Here is a 17471-nt window from a genome sequence, read left to right on the forward strand (position 1 = left end):
GCTAGTCACGACGCATGCGTCCGGTTTAATCACTTGTCCCAGTACAAAGCAAGTGACGTGCCCGCACTGTACTATGCGGTCTCCTCCTGCGTAACCACCTCTGCAAACTTTTGCACACTGCAAATTCTGTCAGTAATTATTGCAGTAATTCACTTTAACGCTAGCGCGACTATCAGCAGATTGCGTGAACGAGAACACACCGCTTGCCTTTCTTCCCTTATGGCATCAAAATTGCTTGAAAAGATGCATTTTCACTACGCCAAGCTGATGCCATGCCACAACACACTCACCGCCTGCGCCGCACTCTCGGACTGCTGATGCTCGTCAGCCTGTTCCCCCTGGCCCGTGCCGCGTCTATCGACGCCGGCAGCATGGCGCCCGCTTTCGATCTGCCTGGTGCGCAGGGCAACATCAAGCTCGGCGACTACAGGGGCAAGACCGTCTATCTGGATTTCTGGGCTTCATGGTGCGGCCCCTGCAAACAGTCCTTCCCGTGGATGAATGATATGCAGGCCAAATACGGTGCGCGCGGCTTACAGGTCATCGCCGTCAATCTCGATGCCAAGGCCGAAGACGCCCGTACCTTCCTCGCCAGCGTGCCGGCACAATTTACCATCGCCTATGATCCGGCCGGCGCTTCAGCCCAGCAGTATCGTATCAAGGGCATGCCCAGCAGTGTGCTGATCGGGCCGGACGGCAAAGTCATCAGCGTGCACGCAGGCTTCAATCCGGGCGCCCGCGCCGAACTGGAGCGCCAGATTACTACCGCACTGGGAGTTACGCCATGAAAGCTCTTTTTACCAGCGGCGCCATGCTGGCCGCCTGCCTGCTGCTGAACGCCTGCAGCAGCATCAGCCCGGTCCAGCCGTGGCAGAAAGGCCTACTGGCCAAGCCGGAAATGACTTTTGCCGGCGACAATATCGGCAACGAATTTAACGAGCACATCTACTCCAGCCGCGAAGGCGCTTCCGGCGGTAGCGGTGCCAACGGCGGCGGCTGCGGCTGCTACTGACGGGGAGCCATACCATGACCCAGAGTATGTCCCGCCATGGCCTGATGGCCGCAGCCCTGAGCCTGCCCCTGCTGTCGGCACAGGCCGAAGCACCGCCTGAAAACGGCACGCTGGCCTTTAAATACCTCGACTACCAAGACAGTCAGCCGGGCGCCAACCGGGTGCGCGTGACGGCGCCTGAAGTCAGCCTGATGACGCCGCTCGGCAATGCATGGTCGGTCAGCGCCAACCACATCGTCGACAGCATCACGGGCGCTTCGCCGGCCAACCACACGGAAGCCCTGACGCGCCTGCACGACCAGCGCCGCGCAAGCGATCTCAGCGTCACCCATTACACCGACCTCACCACGGCCACCGTAGGCGCCAGCTATTCGGCCGAATCGGATTATGTCTCGCGCGGCCTGAGTCTGGCCGGTACCCTGTCCACCGAGGACAAGAACACCACATGGAACGCTGGCCTGAACGTCCTGCATGACAGCATAGACCCGAGCAACCAGATCGTGACGAACGAGCGCAAGAACGTACTCGACCTGTCGCTGGGCTGGACGCAGGTGCTGGGCACCCACGATCTGGCCCAGTTGCTGGTGGGCCATTCGCGCGGCAAGGGCTACTTCAGTGATCCCTACAAGATCTTCGACCAGCGCCCGCGCACGCGCAACCATCACACCGTGCTGCTGCGCTGGAACCACCATCTGGAGGCCAGCGGCGGCACCAGCCGCCTCAGCTACCGCTACTATCAGGATAGCTTTGCCATCCACGCCCATACGCTGACGGCCGAATATGTGCAGCCGCTGGCCGGCGGCTGGACCGTGACGCCGCTGCTGCGCCTGTACAGCCAGAGCGCTGCCGACTTCTATGTCGAACATGACAGCAGTTTCGATCCTTTCCCCACCAATCCGCCGGCAACGGCCACCTATTACACGGAAGAGCAGAGGCTGGCGGCCTATGGCGCCCGTACTTTGGGCCTGACAGTGGGCAAGAAACTGGGGCTATGGAGCATCGATCTGCGCGCCCAGCACTACGAACAGCGCAGCAGCTGGGCCTGGTCGTCGACGGCTAGCCGCAATCTGGCACCATTCCGCGCCCGCATCCTGCAGTTCGCGCTGACCCGCCAGTTCTGAGCGCATGGAGATCTTCCGCCTGCCCTTCGCGGCCATGGCCAGCCAGTGCGAAATCGTGCTGGCTGCACCTGATCTCGCGCAGGCCCAGGCGCTGGCGGGCGCTGCCATGGCTGAAGTGGCCCGCATCGAACACAAGTATTCACGCTACCGTGCCGACAGCATCGTGGGGCGGATCAATCAGGCCGCCGGCGTTTGCGCCGTCGCCTGTGACGACGAAACTTTGGCACTTCTGCAATTTGCCGACGAGCTTTACCAGACCAGCGAGGGACTATTCGATATCACCTCGGGTGTATTGCGGCAGGCATGGGATTTCCGCCAGCCGCGCCTGCCCGATCCCGAGCTGCTGGCAGCGTGTGTGCAACTGATAGGCTGGCAGCGGGTGGAACGCAGCGGCACGCAGGTGTATCTGCCGCAGGCCGGCATGCAGCTGGACTTTGGCGGCTACGGCAAGGAATACGCGGCCGACCGTGCCGCCGATGTGCTGCGCCAGCACGGCGTGGCGCACGGTTACGTCAATCTGGCGGGCGACTTCCGCATCCTCGGCCCGCGGCCCAGCGGCGCGCCGTGGCAGATCGGCATACAGGACCCGCGCCAGCGCGACCGGCTAGTGGCCAGCATACCCGTCACCCAGGGTGCGCTCACCACCAGCGGCGACTACGAACGCTATTTCGAACTGGACGGACAGCGCTACTGCCACATCCTCGATCCGCGCGACGGCCAGCCCGTGCGGCACTGGCGGTCGGTCACGGTACTGGCGCCACTGGCGATAGTGGCTGGCGGCGTCAGCACCATCGCCATGCTAAAACAGCAAGAAGGTCTGGCCTATCTGGCTGACGCGGGCTACAGCTATCTGGCCATAGACCAGTCTGGACAGCCGCATCAGGCAGTGCGCCACCAGACGGCATAGATCAAGATTTGGCCACCTTCACGGCAGCCAACGCGCCGCCCTGCACTGCCCGGCAACGCCAGGGCGCAACACTGGTGCGCAGTCCCGCTGTATATTTCCTACAGCCATTGCTTATTTAGAAGCCACCATCTATATTCGGGGTGAAACAAGGTAGTTTGGCCGTCTTTTCACTTTTGTCTGGACCTATGAAGCTTTCCGTTGTCATTGTCGATGATTCGGAGATTAATCTCTCCCTGTTCAAGAATTTCGTTGCGCGCATCGACGGACTGGATCCGCTATGTTTCAATGTCTCGGCCGAGGCGTTGAACTGGTGCGAGCAGCACGGCGCCGATATCGTTATCGTCGATTACATGATGCCCGCGCCAGACGGTATCGAAGTGGTCAAACGCATCAGCCGCATGCCGCATATGCGCGATGTGCCGGTGATTATGATTACCGCGAACGACCAGAAGCAGGTGCGCGTGGCCGCGCTGGAATCGGGCGCGACCGACTTCCTCAACAAACCCGTGGACAAGAGCGAATTCATCGCCCGCATCCGCAACATGGCCACCATGCGGCGCAGCCAGCGCCTGCTGGCCGACCGCGCCGCGCTGCTGTCCGAGGAAGTGGCGCAAGCCACCCGCGCCATCATCGAACGCGAACGCGACACCATCGTGCGTCTGAGCCGGGCGGCCGAATACCGTGATCCCGAGACGGGCAACCACATCCTGCGCATGGCCCATATCGCCAAACTGGTAGGCGCAGAAATGGGCCTGAGCGTAGCGGATCAGACTTTGCTGCTGGAAGCGGCGCCCATGCACGACATCGGCAAGGTCGGCATTCCCGACAATATTCTGCTGAAACCGGGCCGGCTCGATCCGGACGAATTCTTCATCATGAAGCAGCACGCCGAGATCGGCTACGCTATCCTCAGCAACAGCCCTTCGCCCATCCTCGATGCAGCGGCCGAGATCGCGCTATGCCACCACGAGAAATTCGACGGCAGCGGCTACCCGCGCGGCCTGCGCGGCAAGGAGATACCGCTGTTCAGCCGCATCGTCGCCGTGTCCGATGTATTCGACGCGCTGACCTCGGCCCGGCCTTACAAGCGGGCGTGGGAACTCGACCGCGCGCGCAACTTCCTGATCGAGAACAGCGGCAACCACTTCGACCCGGACTGCGTGGCAGCCTTCCTCAAGGTATGGGACGAGGTGCTGAAAGTCCGTGAACATATCGGCATCGACCACTGCGAAACCAGTGAATCGGGTGCAACCAGCCCTACCTAATCCAGCGAGCCTCCGCCATGCAGATCAAGCAAGCCAGCTTCAAACCGGGCGACGACATTGCCGCCGCCCTCGCCCCTCTGAGCGCCATTGCACCGCAGCTGGTGCTGGTGTTCGCAGCGCCGCAATTCTTCAGCGCCGAAGGCGGCCCCGAACGCCTGGCGGCGCAGCTGTCGACAGCCTTCCCCGCCGCGCAGCTGCTGGGCTGTTCCACCGCAGGTGAAATTGCCGGCGCCTGCGTGCAGGAAGATACCGCGGTGGTGACGGCGCTGCACTTCAAGCATGCCCGCGTGCTTTCTGCTGCGACCGAACTGACCGGCATGGAAGCGTCCTATGCAGCGGGTCAGAAAGTGGGCAAGGCACTGGCCAGTCCCGATCTGCGTGGCGTGCTGGTGTTTGCCCCCGGCGTGGCCGTCAATGGCAGCGCACTGGTGGCCGGCATGACGGCTGCGCTAGGCTCCTCCTTGCCTATCATGGGCGGACTGGCGGGCGACAATGGCGCTTTCCAGCAGACCTGGACCATAGGCAGCAAGGGCATTTCGCCGCGCGGCGTGGTGGCCGTGGGGCTGGCGGGCGATCAGCTGAAGATCGGTCACGGCTTCTTCGGCGGCTGGCGCGCTTTCGGCCCGGCCCGCTGCGTGACGCGCTGCGAAGGCAATCTGCTGTATGAACTCGATAACGAACCGGCGCTGGAGGTGTACAAGCGCTATCTGGGCGACTATGCGCGCGACCTGCCCGCGTCGGGTCTGCTGTTCCCGTTCGAGATGCTGGGCGACGATCTGTCCGAAGTGGGTCTGATCCGCACCATCCTCGGGGTGGACGAAGCCAATGGTTCGCTGCTGCTGGCCGGCGCCATCCATCAGGGCGGCTTCCTGCGCCTGATGCAGGCATCAACCGACGCGCTGATCGACGGCGCAGAAGTGGCAGCGGAAAAAACCGTCAGCATGCAGCAGCCCGCATCGGATCATCTTGCCCTGCTGGTGTCCTGCGTAGGCCGCAAGCTGGTGATGGGCGACCGGGTAGAGGAAGAAATCGAAGCCGTGAGCGCCGTGCTGGGCAAACATGCCAGCGCTACCGGCTTCTACTCGTATGGCGAAATTACCCCGTTTGCGCCGGGCGTGGCCTGCGAAGTACACAACCAGACCATGACCATCACTACCATCAGCGAGACCGAGTAAAGCGGGACCGGATCCGCTGATCCGGTCACAAGGGGAGCCACACATTGCAGCATAAGACATTCCTGCGTCAGTTAAAGCGCACTACCGGCATCGAAGATAGCCAGCAGCTACAGGCGTTTCTGGACGCGCTGCAGGTGCTGGGCGATAACCCCGGACTGCCGGCCAGTGTGCGGCAGGGACTGCAGGGAATGGGCGAGCTATTCGAACGTGTGGTGCGCACCTACGAGCAGTATGACCGCGATCTCGATCTGCGCACCCGCAGTCTGGAACTGAGCTCGCGCGAACTGACCGAAGCGAATACCCGCCAGCGGCAGGAGCTGGCGCGGCGCGAAAGCGCCATCGCCCTGCTGCGCGAAACGGCGCAGGCCTTGCAGGACGATCCGGATGGCGCCGATGGCCGCAGCGGCGACCTGTACGACGTGGTGGAACTGATCAACGAACTGGTACAGCAGCGCCGCGCCGGCGAACAGGCTTTGCGCCAGGCCCAGCGCGCACTGGAGAACCAGAAGTTCGCGATGGACCAGCATGCCATCATCAGTATCACCGACCCCGATGGCAACATCACCTATGCCAACGAGCGCTTCTGCAGCGTCTCCGGCTACAGCCGCGAGGAGCTGATAGGCGCCAATCACCGCCTGATCAATTCGACCCACCACCCCAGGGAGTTTTTCACCAACATGTGGGAAACTATCCGTTCCGGGCGGGTGTGGGACAACCAGGTCTGCAACCGCGCCAAGGATGGCAGTCTGTACTGGGTGCACGCTACCCTCGTGCCTTTCCTCGACGATAACGGCGAACCGTATCAGTACGTGGCGATCCGTACGGATATCACAGCCCACCATGCCCTGATGGAACGCCTGCAGGAACAGCTGCACTTCGTCGAAGAGCTGTTCGAGGCCATACCGCTGCCGGTCTACGTCAAAGACGCCCAGCGGCGCTACCAGCAGGTCAATCCCGCTTTCGAGCAGTTCTTCAACGTCAAGCGCGCCGACATTCTGGGCAAGACCGTGTATGACCTGCTGACGCCGGAAGGCGCGGCCATGCACGATGGCTACGACAGCCGCCTGTTCGCCGGCGAAGAACTGCAGACCTTCGAAGCACTGATTCCTACCACGGACGGCCGCCAGCGCGAAGGCATCTACCAGAAAGCCTTGCTGACGCGGCCTGACGGTGAAGTGGCCGGGCTGGTGGGCACCATTGCCGACATCACCGAACGCAAGAATCTGGAGCGCGAAGCCTTGCTGGCCAAGGAAGCAGCGGAAGCGGCCACGCGCGCCAAAAGCGACTTCCTGGCCAATATGAGCCATGAAATCCGCACGCCGATGAACAGCATCCTCGGCATGACGGAACTGGCGCTCGATACCAGCCTCACGCCGGAACAGCGCGAATACCTGACCATCAGTAAATCCTCGACGGAAGCGCTGCTGACCATCATTAACGACATCCTCGACTTTTCCAAGATCGAGGCCGGCAAACTCAAAATCGACGAAACCCGCTTCGACCTGCAGGACATGGTGGGCAGTACGCTCAAGGTACTGGCCGAGCAGGAGAACAGCAAGCGGCTGGAATTCGGCTGCTATATCGCACCCGAAGTGCCAGCCTACGTGGTGGGGGACGGCGGCCGCCTGCGCCAGATTCTGATGAATCTGGTCGGCAATGCCATCAAGTTCACCCGCCAGGGCGAAGTCATCGTAAGGGTGGAACTGGCCGAGCGCTACGACGATCACGGCACGCTGCATTTCTCGGTACAGGATAGCGGCATCGGCATTCCGGCGGCCAAGCAGGCCGCCATCTTCGAAGCCTTCGAGCAGGCCGATACATCCACCACGCGCCACTACGGCGGCACAGGGCTGGGCCTGACGATCTCCAGCTATCTGGTGTCGCTGATGGGCGGCCGGATCTGGGTCGAGAGCATCGAAGGCGTGGGTAGCACCTTCCATTTCACCGCCCAGTTCCGCTGCCCCGGCAGCGATACGCCGCCACGCCTGTCCAGCCAGCTGGGCGCACTGGCAGAGCAACACATTCTGCTGGTAGCGGGTAACGATAGCTGCCGCCAGATACTGGCCGACACGCTGGTGCAATGGCAGGTGCGCGTCACCTCCGTGAGCAGTGGCGCCGCTGCGCTGGAGCTGCTGCGTCACCCGGGCGGCCACTATGCCTGTGTACTGCTGGACGCCCTGCTGCACGACCAGCATAGTGCCGAAACGGCGGCCGCCATCAATGCCCTACCAGCGCAGCAGCGCGTGCCGCTGGTAGTGATGGCGCCCACCGCCAGCCTGAGTAGCGAACGCTGGCGCGAAGTCAGCGTCAGCCACATTATCACCAAGCCGGTACTGCAGGGCGATCTGGCCAACGCGCTGCTGCTGGCCGTGGGTGCCCAGCCCCTGCAGCCGCAGCAGGCTGCCACGCCGACCGAGCGCGACGCCGAAGCACGCCAGCTGGCGCCGCTCGACATCCTGCTGGTGGAAGACCATCCCTCCAACCAGCGTCTGGCCATTACACTGCTGGAGCGCTGGGGCAATCGCATCACGCTGGCGCAGGATGGCCGCGAAGCGCTGGACCGCCTATCCAGCCAGCGCTTCGATCTGGTGCTGATGGACATGCAGATGCCGGTGATCGACGGGCTGGAAGCCACCCGCCTGTTCCGCGCCAAGGAACAGGGGCCGCGTACGCCTATCATCGCCATGACGGCCAACGCCATGCAGGGCGACAAGGAGCGCTGTCTCGCAGCCGGCATGGACGGCTATCTGACCAAGCCGTTCAAACGCGATCAGTTGCGCGCCGTGCTGGAGCTCTACCACCCGCGGCCGAACCAAGCGGCCAGTTTCGACTACGCCCGCGCTCTGCGCGAGACCGAACAGGAAGTGCTGGAGATAGTGGGCGAACAGGCCTTGCAGATCTTCCCGCAGGATTTCGCCGCGCTGCGCGCCGCCGTGGCCGCAGGCGATCATGCCACGGTCACGCGCATGGCCCACTCGATCAAGGGCAATGCAGCCATCTTCTATGCCCAGCCACTGGCCGACATGGCCAACCAGATCGAACAGGGGCTGGCCGGCAGCCAGCTGGAGCCGCGCATTGCCGCCATGGAAAAAGAGTTCATGCTGCTGGCCCAGGCACTGCGCGGCGCTCTGGCACTGGACTAGCGCTGCCACGCAGCCCAGGTCAGCGGTGTTTGGGCTCGTCGATAGACCAGATTTCGTGGGCGTCCAGCCGCACCCGGGCCTCCGCCTGTAAGGCATCGACCTGCGCGCTCTGGGCAGCCAGCAGCGCATCGAGTGCCAGCCGGCGCCCCGTCAATGCCTCCGCCAGTGCCAGTTCGCCAGCCTGATAGGCACGCAGCATCAGGCGCGCCTGTTCCTGCGTTTGCTGCGCTACCTGTTCCAGCGTGCGCCACACGGCGACACTGCGCACCCCGTCCGTCGCCGCGCGGCGCGCATCGGCGGCCACCTTGCGCTGTACCAGTGCCAGCCTTTCCTGAGCCATGCCCGCTCGCGCCACAGCCGCATCGCGCTCGGCCGAACGGGCTGCCCCACCGAGCGGTATCGACAGGGTGACGCCGAACAGGCGCTCCTGGCCGTCGCGCTCGCGTACCGCACGCATGGCCAGCGTCGGATCGGGCATGCGCTCGCTTTCCTGACGCTGGGCCTTCAGGCGCGCCAGCGCTGCACCGGCCTCGGCCAGCTCGACCTCGTGATTGTCGTCGAGTATGCGGGCCTGCAGCGTTTCGATTGCGGCATCGCCGAACTCGGGCTGCGGCAGCTGCACTGCCTGTGCCGGCTGAGGCACGGGCAGTGCACGGTAATTCAGCTGCAACTGGCCGAGTACCTGTTCCAGCCGCAGCTGCGCCTGCTGCAACTGGGCCCGGACCCGCCCCAGCTCCGCTTCGGCCTGCAGCAGATCGAGCCGCGCAGCATCGCCTGCCTTGACCCGCTTGGCTACCATCTGCTGCAGTTCCTGCGCCACCACCAGCTGTTCCTGCCAGCGCGCCACCGCTACCTGCTCGCGCAATGCTTCGAACCAGTCGGCCAGCAAAGTACGACCGGCTTCGTGCCAGGTATCGGCGCGCTGGGTGGCCGCCAGCGCCACCGTCTGCGCCCCGATGACCTCATCCTTACTGCGCTTGCCAAACCAGCGCAGCGTACGTTCGAGCCCCAGTTCCTGTTCCTGATAACGCTCGCCGCCGACGATATTGCGCTGGCTGTGACCAGCCCGCAGCGTCCATTCGTACTGGCCGGCGGCCAGTTTTTTCTGCTCGGCGCGGGCCAGATCGCTTTCCAGCGCACTGCCGCGCAGCTGCGGCAATTCCGCCAGCGTCTGGCGCACTACGGCGTCGGCGGGCAGCAGGCTCAGGGCACCTGCCTGCGCGCCACCTGCAGCCAGTCCGAGCGCCGCAAGCAGCGCCGCCGTGAGTTTCATTTTTACTGTCATGCCAGTCTCCCGAATTCTGTCAGCGGCACGATCCAGTAACTCACTTCGCTACTCGGTATCTGTGCCGCCAGTGCCGCCAGCAGCTGGCGCAAAATAGCCTGCTCGCCGGCAATCATGACCTGTTTGCTGCGGCGCCGGCCCTGCACCTGTTCCATCGTGGTGCTTAGGCGCATGCCGCGGCCCATGCCGTGTGCATCGGTGACGGTATAGCCCCCCGCCCATTGCGGATGGTCTAGCAGAAAATCCAGCACATCATCTTCCAGCGCAACCGGCAGCGTCAGTGTCAGCAGCGCGTCAAATCGTGGTTCAGGCTTCATCAGCAACTCCAGCAGCACCGGCAGCGGGCGCAACGCCAAAACGCCGGTAAAGTATCGGTAACAGGATCAGGGTGAGCAGCGTGGCGCTGAGCAGCCCGCCGATCACCACGATCGCCAGCGGCTTCTGGATCTCCGAGCCGGGGCCCGTGGCCAGCAGCAGCGGCACCAGACCGAGTGCAGTAATCGTTGCCGTCATCAGCACCGGCCGCAAGCGCCGCTGCGCGCCCTGCAGCACTACCTGCCCCAGCGCCATGCCACGCGCCACCAGCTGGTTAAAGCAGGTAATCATCACCAGCCCGTTGAGCACCGCGATGCCCATCAGCGCGATAAAGCCTACCGATGCCGGCACCGACAGGAACTCGCCGCAGACAGCCAGCGCAACTACGCCGCCGATCAGCGCGAACGGAATATTCACGAACACCAGTGCCGCCTGCCGTACGCTGTGCAGAGTGCTGAACAGCAGCAGGAAGATCAGCGCCAGCGCCACCGGCACCACCACGGCCAGACGGGCGGCGGCGCGCTGCTGGTTCTCGAACTGACCGCCCCAGGCCATGCGATAGCCTGACGGCAGCTTGACCGTGTTGGCAATACGCGCTTTGGCCTCTTCCACAAAACCCACCAGATCGCGGCCGTGCACATTGGCGCGCACCACCACCATGCGGCTGCCATTCTCGCGTTCTACCTTGACCGGTCCATCGACCTGCTTGAGCTGCGCAAGCTGAGACAGCGCAATGGCACTGCCATCGGCCAGCGGCAGCTGCAACTGGGCGAAACGCTCCGGCGACATGCGCAGACCTTCCTGCCCGCGCAGCTGCAGCGGCAGGCGCCGCCCGCCCTCCACCACCACCCCGGCAATGCGGCCTTCGATCAGGGTACGCAGATCGGACTGGATCTGCTCCACGCTCAAACCCATACGGCCAGCGGCCAGCCGGTCCACTTCAACCTGCAGATACTGCACGCCTTCGTTCTTCACCGTCAGCACGTCTTCGCTACCGCTAATTGCCTGTACCTGCCGCACAATCTGGGCACCGAGCGCGTCCAGCTGCGCGGTATCGGGGCCATACACCTTGATGGCCACATCGCCACGCACGCCGGACAGCATTTCGGAAGTCCGCATCTCGATCGGCTGGGTGAAGCTCAGATTAATGCCGGGGAAGCTGGCGGTGGCCTTGCGCAAGGCGTCCATCAGATCTTCCTTGCTGCGGCTTTGCCACTGGTCGCGCGGCTTGAGCACCATGAAGGTATCGGTCTCGTTCAAGCCCATGGGGTCCAGCCCCAGTTCGTCCGAGCCCGCGCGCGCTACGATGCGCAGCACATCCGGCACTTCGGCCAGAATGGCGCGCTGGATTTCGCCATCGAGCCGCGCCGACTCGGCCAGACTGACCGACGGCAGCTTCTCGATCTGCATGATGATGTCGCCTTCATCGAGCGTCGGCATGAAGGATTTGCCCACTACCATGAACAGCCCGATAGCCACCAGCAGCGCCGCGCCCGCCCCCGCCAGCACTTTCTTCTCGGCCGCCATGGCACGCTGCAGCCAGCGCGTGTACACCTGTTCCAGATACTGCACCAGTCTGGGCGTGGGATGCTGATGACTGCCCATCAGCAGCGAGGCCAGCACGGGGATCACGGTCAATGAGCACAGCAGCGAAGCACCGAGCGCAAAGATGATGGTCAGCGCTACCGGTGCAAACAGCTTGCCTTCCAGCCCTTGCAGCGACAGCAGTGGCAGAAACACGATCATGATCACCAGCATACCGGCCGTCACCGGCAGCGCCACTTCGCGCACGGCGCGGTAGATGACGTGCAGGCGTGCCATGCCCCTTGCACTGCCATCACCATGCGCTTCGATATTCTCGACCACTACCACGGCCGCATCGACCAGCATGCCGATCGCAATGGCCAGCCCGCCCAGCGACATCAGATTGGCACTCAGGCCGAAACTCTGCATCAGCACAAACGTCCCCAGCGCCGCCAGCGGCAGTATGCAGGCCACCACCAGCGCCGAGCGTACATTGCCGAGGAAAACGTAGAGCAGCACCACCACCAGCACGGTCGCTTCGGCCAGTGCCTTGACCACGGTATTGACGGCACGTGCCACCAGATTGCCGCGGTCATAGAACGGGCTGATGGTAGTGCCTTTCGGTAGCGTAGGCGCCAGTTCGGCCAGCCGGCTGCGCACCTGTGCCAGTACCTGCTGGGCATTGGCGCCGCGCATGGCCAGCACCAGACCTTCCACCGCTTCGCCCGCACCATTCTGGGTGACGGCGCCATAGCGTGTCAGCGCGCCTTCCCGCACACTGGCCACCTGCCCCAGCGTCACCACCTGTCCGTCGCTGGCGCGCACGACGATGGCGCGCACATCGTCCACCGTACGCACGCTGCCATCGCTGCGGATCAGCAGCGCTTCTTCGCCGTCGCTCAGCCGTCCGGCGCCATCGCTGCGGTTGTTCATTTCCAGCGCCTGCTGCAACTGCGTCAGCGAAATGCGCCGTGCCGCCAGCGCTGCCAGATCGGGCACCACCTCGAAACTGCGGGCCAGACCGCCGAGCGCATTCACGTCGGCCACGCCGGGAATATTGCGCAACTGCGGCCGGATCCCCCAGTCCAGCAGGCTGCGTTTTTCCATCTGGCTTAACGGCCCTTCGATGGTGAACATATAGATTTCGCCGAGCGGCGTGGTAATCGGTGCCAGCCCGCCACTGGCGGCTGCCGGCAGATCCTTCATCACTCCGGACAGGCGTTCGCTCACCTGCTGGCGGGCCCAGAACACGTCCGTGCCTTCTTCGAAATCCAGCGTGATGTCGGCGATCGCATACTTGGACTGGGAGCGCAGCATCACCTGGCGCGGTATGCCCAGCAGCTCCTGCTCGATAGGCGCGACGATACGGGATTCCACCTCGCCCGGCGTCATGCCGGGCGCCTTCATGATGATCTTTACCTGTGTGCTAGACACATCAGGAAAGGCGTCGATGGGCAAACCCTGGAAGGCGCGCACACCGGCCGCCATCAGCAGCACCGTCAGGACCAGTACCAGCAGCCGCTGCGCCAGCGACATGGCGATCAGGCGGGCCAGCATTATTTGCCTCCTGCGCTAGCCGGCGCACTGGCTGCTTCTTCCTTGCCCAGCCCGGCCCAGCTGCCCTTGAGCACCACCAGCCCTTTGACGGCCACGGCATCGCCGGCAGCGACCTTGCCCGTCACCCGTACCAGATCTGCGCCGGCCTGCACCGCCTGTACGGGAGTGGCCATGAAACCCGCCGCATTCTGCACGAATACATAGCTTTCGGCACCGCGCCGCACCAGTGCCGATGCCGGCACCAGCACCCCCTGCGCCTGTGCGGCAGCGACCTTGCTGGCCGGTGCCATGCGCGCCTCCACATAAGCGTTCAGCTTCAGACAATCATCCGTAGCTAGCTGTTCGGCACGCACGGCCACGCTCTGGTTGGCCGTGCTGACGGCACTGCCAAGCGCGATAACGCGGGCACTACCGCAGCCCTGCACCTGCAGCACTTCCCCCACCCGCAGGCGTTCGGCCTGAGCGCGGCTGGCCTGCAGCTCTATCCACAATGGGCCGCTACGGCTGATGCGCGCTACCGGCATGCCGGCATCGAGCCGGGCGCCGGCATCGGCACTCAGTTCCAGCAGGGTACCGGCGCGCGGTGCCCGCAGCACCAGCTCGGGCGTCAGCGCGCGGCTACGCAGCAGGTTCTGGATAGCTTTGCTGTCCCAGCCACCGGCGCGCAGGGCCTGTGCCCGTTCGTCCGCATTCAGCCGGGCCAGCATGGCGGCGCTGCGGCTTTCCTCCAGCCTTACTTCGGCAATGATGCCCTCGGCATGCAACGCAGCATCGCGCTTTGCCCGCGCTTCCGCTAGCGCTGCCTGCGTTGCCGCCTGAATATAGTCGCGCTGCACTTCCAGCCACGCCTGGCTATGCATGGTCAGCAGGGCCGTCCCCTGACGCACCGCCTGCAGGCTGCTGGCATGCACCTGCTGCACTACCCCCGCATAGGGTGTGCTGGCTACGGCCAGCAAGGCCGGCGGCGCCACCACGGTGCCGGCCAGTGCCAGATCATTGGCGCCGCCATGGCCCGGGACCTCGCTACTGGCGGCCACTGCGACGGCTGTCTGGATGCCGCTACGGCTACGCTCCGCCGCGCTGATGGATATCTGCTGCGCTGCCAGCGGTGCAGCGCATAGCGGCAGTTGCACCCCTAGCACGGTAGAGAGCAAAATTGCCGCTGAGATACTGCTACGCCGGAAAGACAGGCAGAATAGAGTGGATTTCATGGGAGTGTAGTGCTGTTTAACAATAGTCGGCATAGTGGAATCCAGTTGTTAAGAAGTTCTTAACAAGCGGGAACTAGCATCGGCGCTATGAACAGATCAGGAGTGCAACGTGAGGATTTTGCTGGCAGAAGACGATCCGCAACTGGGCCGGGCCACCCAGATCGGGCTGGAACAGAGCGGCTATGCAGTGGACTGGGTCAACAGCGGCGAAAGTGCGCTGACTGCCGCCCGCCTGCACCAGTATGGCTGCGTGCTGCTGGATCTGGGCCTGCCCGACCGCGACGGCATGAGCATACTGGCCGCCCTGCGCGCCGGCGCTTATGAAGGCGCCATCCTGATCGTGACGGCGCGCGACCAGATACCGGGCCGTATCGCCGGCCTCGATGGCGGTGCGGACGACTTCATCATCAAGCCCTTTGATCTGGATGAGCTGACGGCCCGCATCCGCAGCGCTGCACGGCGCGCGAGCGGACGTAGCCGCACTACCGTCACCCATGGCGATATCGTGATCGACGTAGCCGACCGCCATGTGCGCAAAGCCGGCATCGACGTGCCGCTCACCCTGCGCGAATACAGCATCCTGCTGACGCTGATCGAAAACCGCGGACGCATCCTCAGCCGTTTGCAGCTGGAAGAAAGCCTGTACGGCTGGGGCGAGGAAGTGGAAAGCAATGCCATACAGGTGCACATCCACCACCTGCGCAAGAAACTGGGGCGCGCGCTGATCCGCACCGTGCATGCCATCGGCTACTGCATCGATAAGCCGCTGAGCGAAAGTGGTGCCGCCACATGAGCAGGGCCGCTGCCTGGTCCCTACGCAACGCCCTGTTCCGCTGGCTGATCGGGCTCACGCTGGCCCTGTGGGCGCTCAGCGCCATCATCGTCTATGTCGAAGCCGATGCCGAGAGTCAGGAACTGTTCGACCAGTCGCTGGAGGAAACCGCCCACCTGCTGCTGTCGCTGGCCGAATACGAAGTGCGCGAACATGGCAGCGCTTCGCCTATCATTGTTGCCATGCCTGCCGAACGCGACCACCGCCAGTATCTGCTGTACCAGATCTGGGACCGGCAGGGCCATCTACTCTACAAGAATCCCGGTGCGCCCGACCAGCCGATCTGGCGTCAGGCCGATAGCGGCATGCGCTGGCTCGATGGCGCGGACGGCCGCCAGCGCGTGTATGCCAGCTGGAGCAATAGCGGCCAGTTGCAGATACAGGTCGCCGAGCCGGTGACCCACCGCAAGGATATTTCGCACCGATTTGCCTACAAACTCAGCGGCTTCGCGCTGGCACTGGTGGCGCTGGCAGCGCTGGCGATCTGGTGGAGCGTGCGCCGGCTATTTCGCGGGCTGCAGCGGAGCACGGGCGAAGTTGCCAGCCGCACGCCCAACGATCTGGCCGATGTCAGCCTGAACGGTGTGCCGCGCGAAGCGCTGCCCCTGCTGCAGGCCATCAACCGGCTGTTCGAACGGGTACGGCGCGCCATGGAGCGCGAGCAGCGCTTCACCGCCGATGCTGCGCACGAATTGCGCACGCCGCTTGCCGCGATCAAGACCAATCTGCAGGTGATACAGCGGGCCCGCAACGATGGCGAGCGCGAGGAATTTGTCGCTGCGCTGGGCGTTAGCGTCGATCGTGCCAGCCGGCTGGTGGACCAGCTGCTGACGCTGTCACGGCTGGATCCGCTCTACCAGCGCAGTAGCGGTCTGGAGCAGCGCGATCTGGCCAGCCTGATCGGCGATGCCCTGCCCGGCTGGCACGATGCTGCCGCGCGCCAGCAACTGAGCCTGCAGGCGCAACTGGCGTCCGCGCCCTGTCTGCTGAATGCCGACGCCATGCTGATCCTGCTGCGCAATCTAGTGGAGAACGCCATGCGCTACACCCCTGCTGGTGGCAGCATCACGCTAAGCTGCGGCATGCAGGGGCAGCAGGCCCTGCTGGAAATCAGCGACACCGGCCCCGGCATTCCGTCTGCCATGCGCGAACGGGTATTCGAACGCTTTGTGCGGCTAGCCGGCGCCAGCCAGCCCGGCAGTGGCCTGGGCCTGTCCATCGTGCGCCAGATCGTGGAAATGCATGGCGCCAGCATCACGCTGGGCGATGCTGCAAGCGGCCACGGCTTGTGCATACGGATTATCTTCCCGCCACCTCATCTGAAATTATAAAAAAAATTAAATTCAACAAATTTATTGAATAATTTGTTGAATTGGGGCATTATTGAGCCATTGTGGTTGCTGCTGGAAAACATTGATGTATTCAATGACAATTCCTCAAGCTGTGCAAGCCACGTCAACAAGCTCGATGAGAAGGATGCTGGCATGACCGGGATTACCACCTCCGCAGTACCCACGACCAACCAGACCGCCGTATTTGCCCGCCTTGGTCTGATCGTGCGCGATCTGCACGATGCCCTGTGCGAACTGGGCGCCGACGAAGCGCTGGCCGACGCCGTATGCGAATTGCCATCGGCGCGCGAGCGGCTGCTGCATATCGGCGAGTTGACGGAACGGGCTGCCAATACTGTGCTGAACAAGGTCGAGCAGGTGCAGCCGATACAGGAGACGCTGGCCAGCGATGCGGAGCAATTGCAGCAGCAATGGCTGGCACTGTCCGCTAGCGGTGCCGACCTCCCGCCGCCTATGCAGCAGCTGATGATGCAGACGCTCAGCTATCTGTCGCAGGCGCGCGCGGGGCACGACGTGACCCACGGCGCCCTGTCCGATATCATGCTGTCGCAAGATTTCCAGGACCTCACCGGCCAGCTGATCAAGAAAGTAGTGTCGGTACTGGAGCGCACGGAAAACGATCTGCTCAAGCTGCTGATCGATGCGGCGCCGCCCGGCGCGCTATCGCGCCTCAACAAGGAGGAACTGCTGGCCGGCCCGGGCGCAGCAGGCGGGATTGCGCTCAAACAGGACGACGTGGACGACCTGCTGGCTGATCTGGGCTTCTGATCGG

General features: G+C 63.7%; 14 protein-coding genes. 10 read left to right on the forward strand and 4 right to left on the reverse strand.

The window, feature by feature from the left end; translation table 11 throughout:
• The first annotated feature begins 272 nt into the window (after positions 1-272).
• The 7 genes from GTP27_RS10490 (at position 273) to GTP27_RS10520 (ending at position 8623) form a co-directional block, all read left to right on the forward strand.
• On the forward strand, positions 273-788 hold the full coding sequence (locus GTP27_RS10490; protein WP_308495238.1) for a TlpA family protein disulfide reductase: 516 nt from the start codon (positions 273-275) through the stop codon (positions 786-788).
• Complete coding sequence (locus GTP27_RS10495) at positions 785-1012, forward strand: DUF4266 domain-containing protein (RefSeq protein ID WP_161039133.1); 228 nt, start codon at positions 785-787, stop codon at positions 1010-1012. The genes GTP27_RS10490 and GTP27_RS10495 overlap by 4 nt, the downstream gene beginning before the upstream one ends.
• 14 nt (positions 1013-1026) lie before the next feature.
• Positions 1027-2133: a DUF3570 domain-containing protein gene (locus GTP27_RS10500; protein WP_161039134.1), complete on the forward strand. Its 1107-nt coding sequence runs from the start codon at positions 1027-1029 to the stop codon at positions 2131-2133.
• 4 nt (positions 2134-2137) lie between these two features.
• A complete protein-coding gene (locus GTP27_RS10505) occupies positions 2138-3040 on the forward strand; it encodes an FAD:protein FMN transferase (RefSeq protein WP_161039135.1) in 903 nt (300 codons plus the stop codon).
• Positions 3041-3225: 185 nt separating this feature from the next.
• Positions 3226-4305, forward strand: coding sequence for an HD-GYP domain-containing protein (locus tag GTP27_RS10510; protein ID WP_161039136.1), 1080 nt, complete (start codon positions 3226-3228; stop codon positions 4303-4305).
• 17 nt (positions 4306-4322) lie between these two features.
• Positions 4323-5480 (forward strand): FIST signal transduction protein, encoded by a 1158-nt coding sequence (locus GTP27_RS10515; RefSeq protein WP_161039137.1) that lies wholly within the window; start codon positions 4323-4325, stop codon positions 5478-5480.
• A 44-nt stretch (positions 5481-5524) separates the two neighbouring features.
• Positions 5525-8623, forward strand: coding sequence for a response regulator (locus GTP27_RS10520; protein ID WP_161039138.1), 3099 nt, complete (start codon positions 5525-5527; stop codon positions 8621-8623).
• A gap of 19 nt (positions 8624-8642) precedes the next feature.
• Here the strand turns inward: GTP27_RS10520 and GTP27_RS10525 are convergent, their stop codons facing one another.
• From GTP27_RS10525 to GTP27_RS10540, 4 genes are read right to left on the reverse strand one after another with little or no spacing between them, the layout of a single operon-like run.
• Positions 8643-9908: a TolC family protein gene (locus tag GTP27_RS10525; RefSeq protein WP_161039139.1), complete on the reverse strand. Its 1266-nt coding sequence runs from the start codon at positions 9906-9908 to the stop codon at positions 8643-8645.
• Complete coding sequence (locus GTP27_RS10530) at positions 9905-10225, reverse strand: DUF3240 family protein (RefSeq protein WP_161039140.1); 321 nt, start codon at positions 10223-10225, stop codon at positions 9905-9907. The genes GTP27_RS10525 and GTP27_RS10530 overlap by 4 nt, the downstream gene beginning before the upstream one ends.
• Complete coding sequence (locus tag GTP27_RS10535; protein WP_161039141.1) at positions 10215-13304, reverse strand: efflux RND transporter permease subunit; 3090 nt, start codon at positions 13302-13304, stop codon at positions 10215-10217. The genes GTP27_RS10530 and GTP27_RS10535 overlap by 11 nt, the downstream gene beginning before the upstream one ends.
• Positions 13304-14458 (reverse strand): efflux RND transporter periplasmic adaptor subunit, encoded by a 1155-nt coding sequence (locus GTP27_RS10540; protein WP_229633660.1) that lies wholly within the window; start codon positions 14456-14458, stop codon positions 13304-13306. Before GTP27_RS10540 ends, GTP27_RS10535 begins: the two co-directional genes overlap by 1 nt.
• A gap of 166 nt (positions 14459-14624) precedes the next feature.
• Here GTP27_RS10540 and GTP27_RS10545 point away from each other — a divergent pair, with 166 nt between their 5' ends.
• The 3 genes from GTP27_RS10545 (at position 14625) to GTP27_RS10555 (ending at position 17467) form a co-directional block, all read left to right on the forward strand.
• Positions 14625-15308, forward strand: coding sequence for a response regulator transcription factor (locus tag GTP27_RS10545; protein WP_161039143.1), 684 nt, complete (start codon positions 14625-14627; stop codon positions 15306-15308).
• Positions 15305-16678 carry a sensor histidine kinase gene (locus GTP27_RS10550; RefSeq protein WP_161039144.1) on the forward strand — a complete coding sequence of 458 codons (1374 nt, stop codon included), beginning with the start codon at positions 15305-15307 and terminating at the stop codon, positions 16676-16678. The genes GTP27_RS10545 and GTP27_RS10550 overlap by 4 nt, the downstream gene beginning before the upstream one ends.
• A gap of 153 nt (positions 16679-16831) precedes the next feature.
• A complete protein-coding gene (locus tag GTP27_RS10555) occupies positions 16832-17467 on the forward strand; it encodes a protein phosphatase CheZ (protein WP_161039145.1) in 636 nt (211 codons plus the stop codon).
• The last annotated feature ends 4 nt before the right edge of the window (positions 17468-17471 follow it).

It is taken from the genome of Duganella qianjiadongensis (genome assembly GCF_009857915.1).
Classification (GTDB): Bacteria; Pseudomonadota; Gammaproteobacteria; order Burkholderiales; family Burkholderiaceae_D; genus Rugamonas; species Rugamonas qianjiadongensis.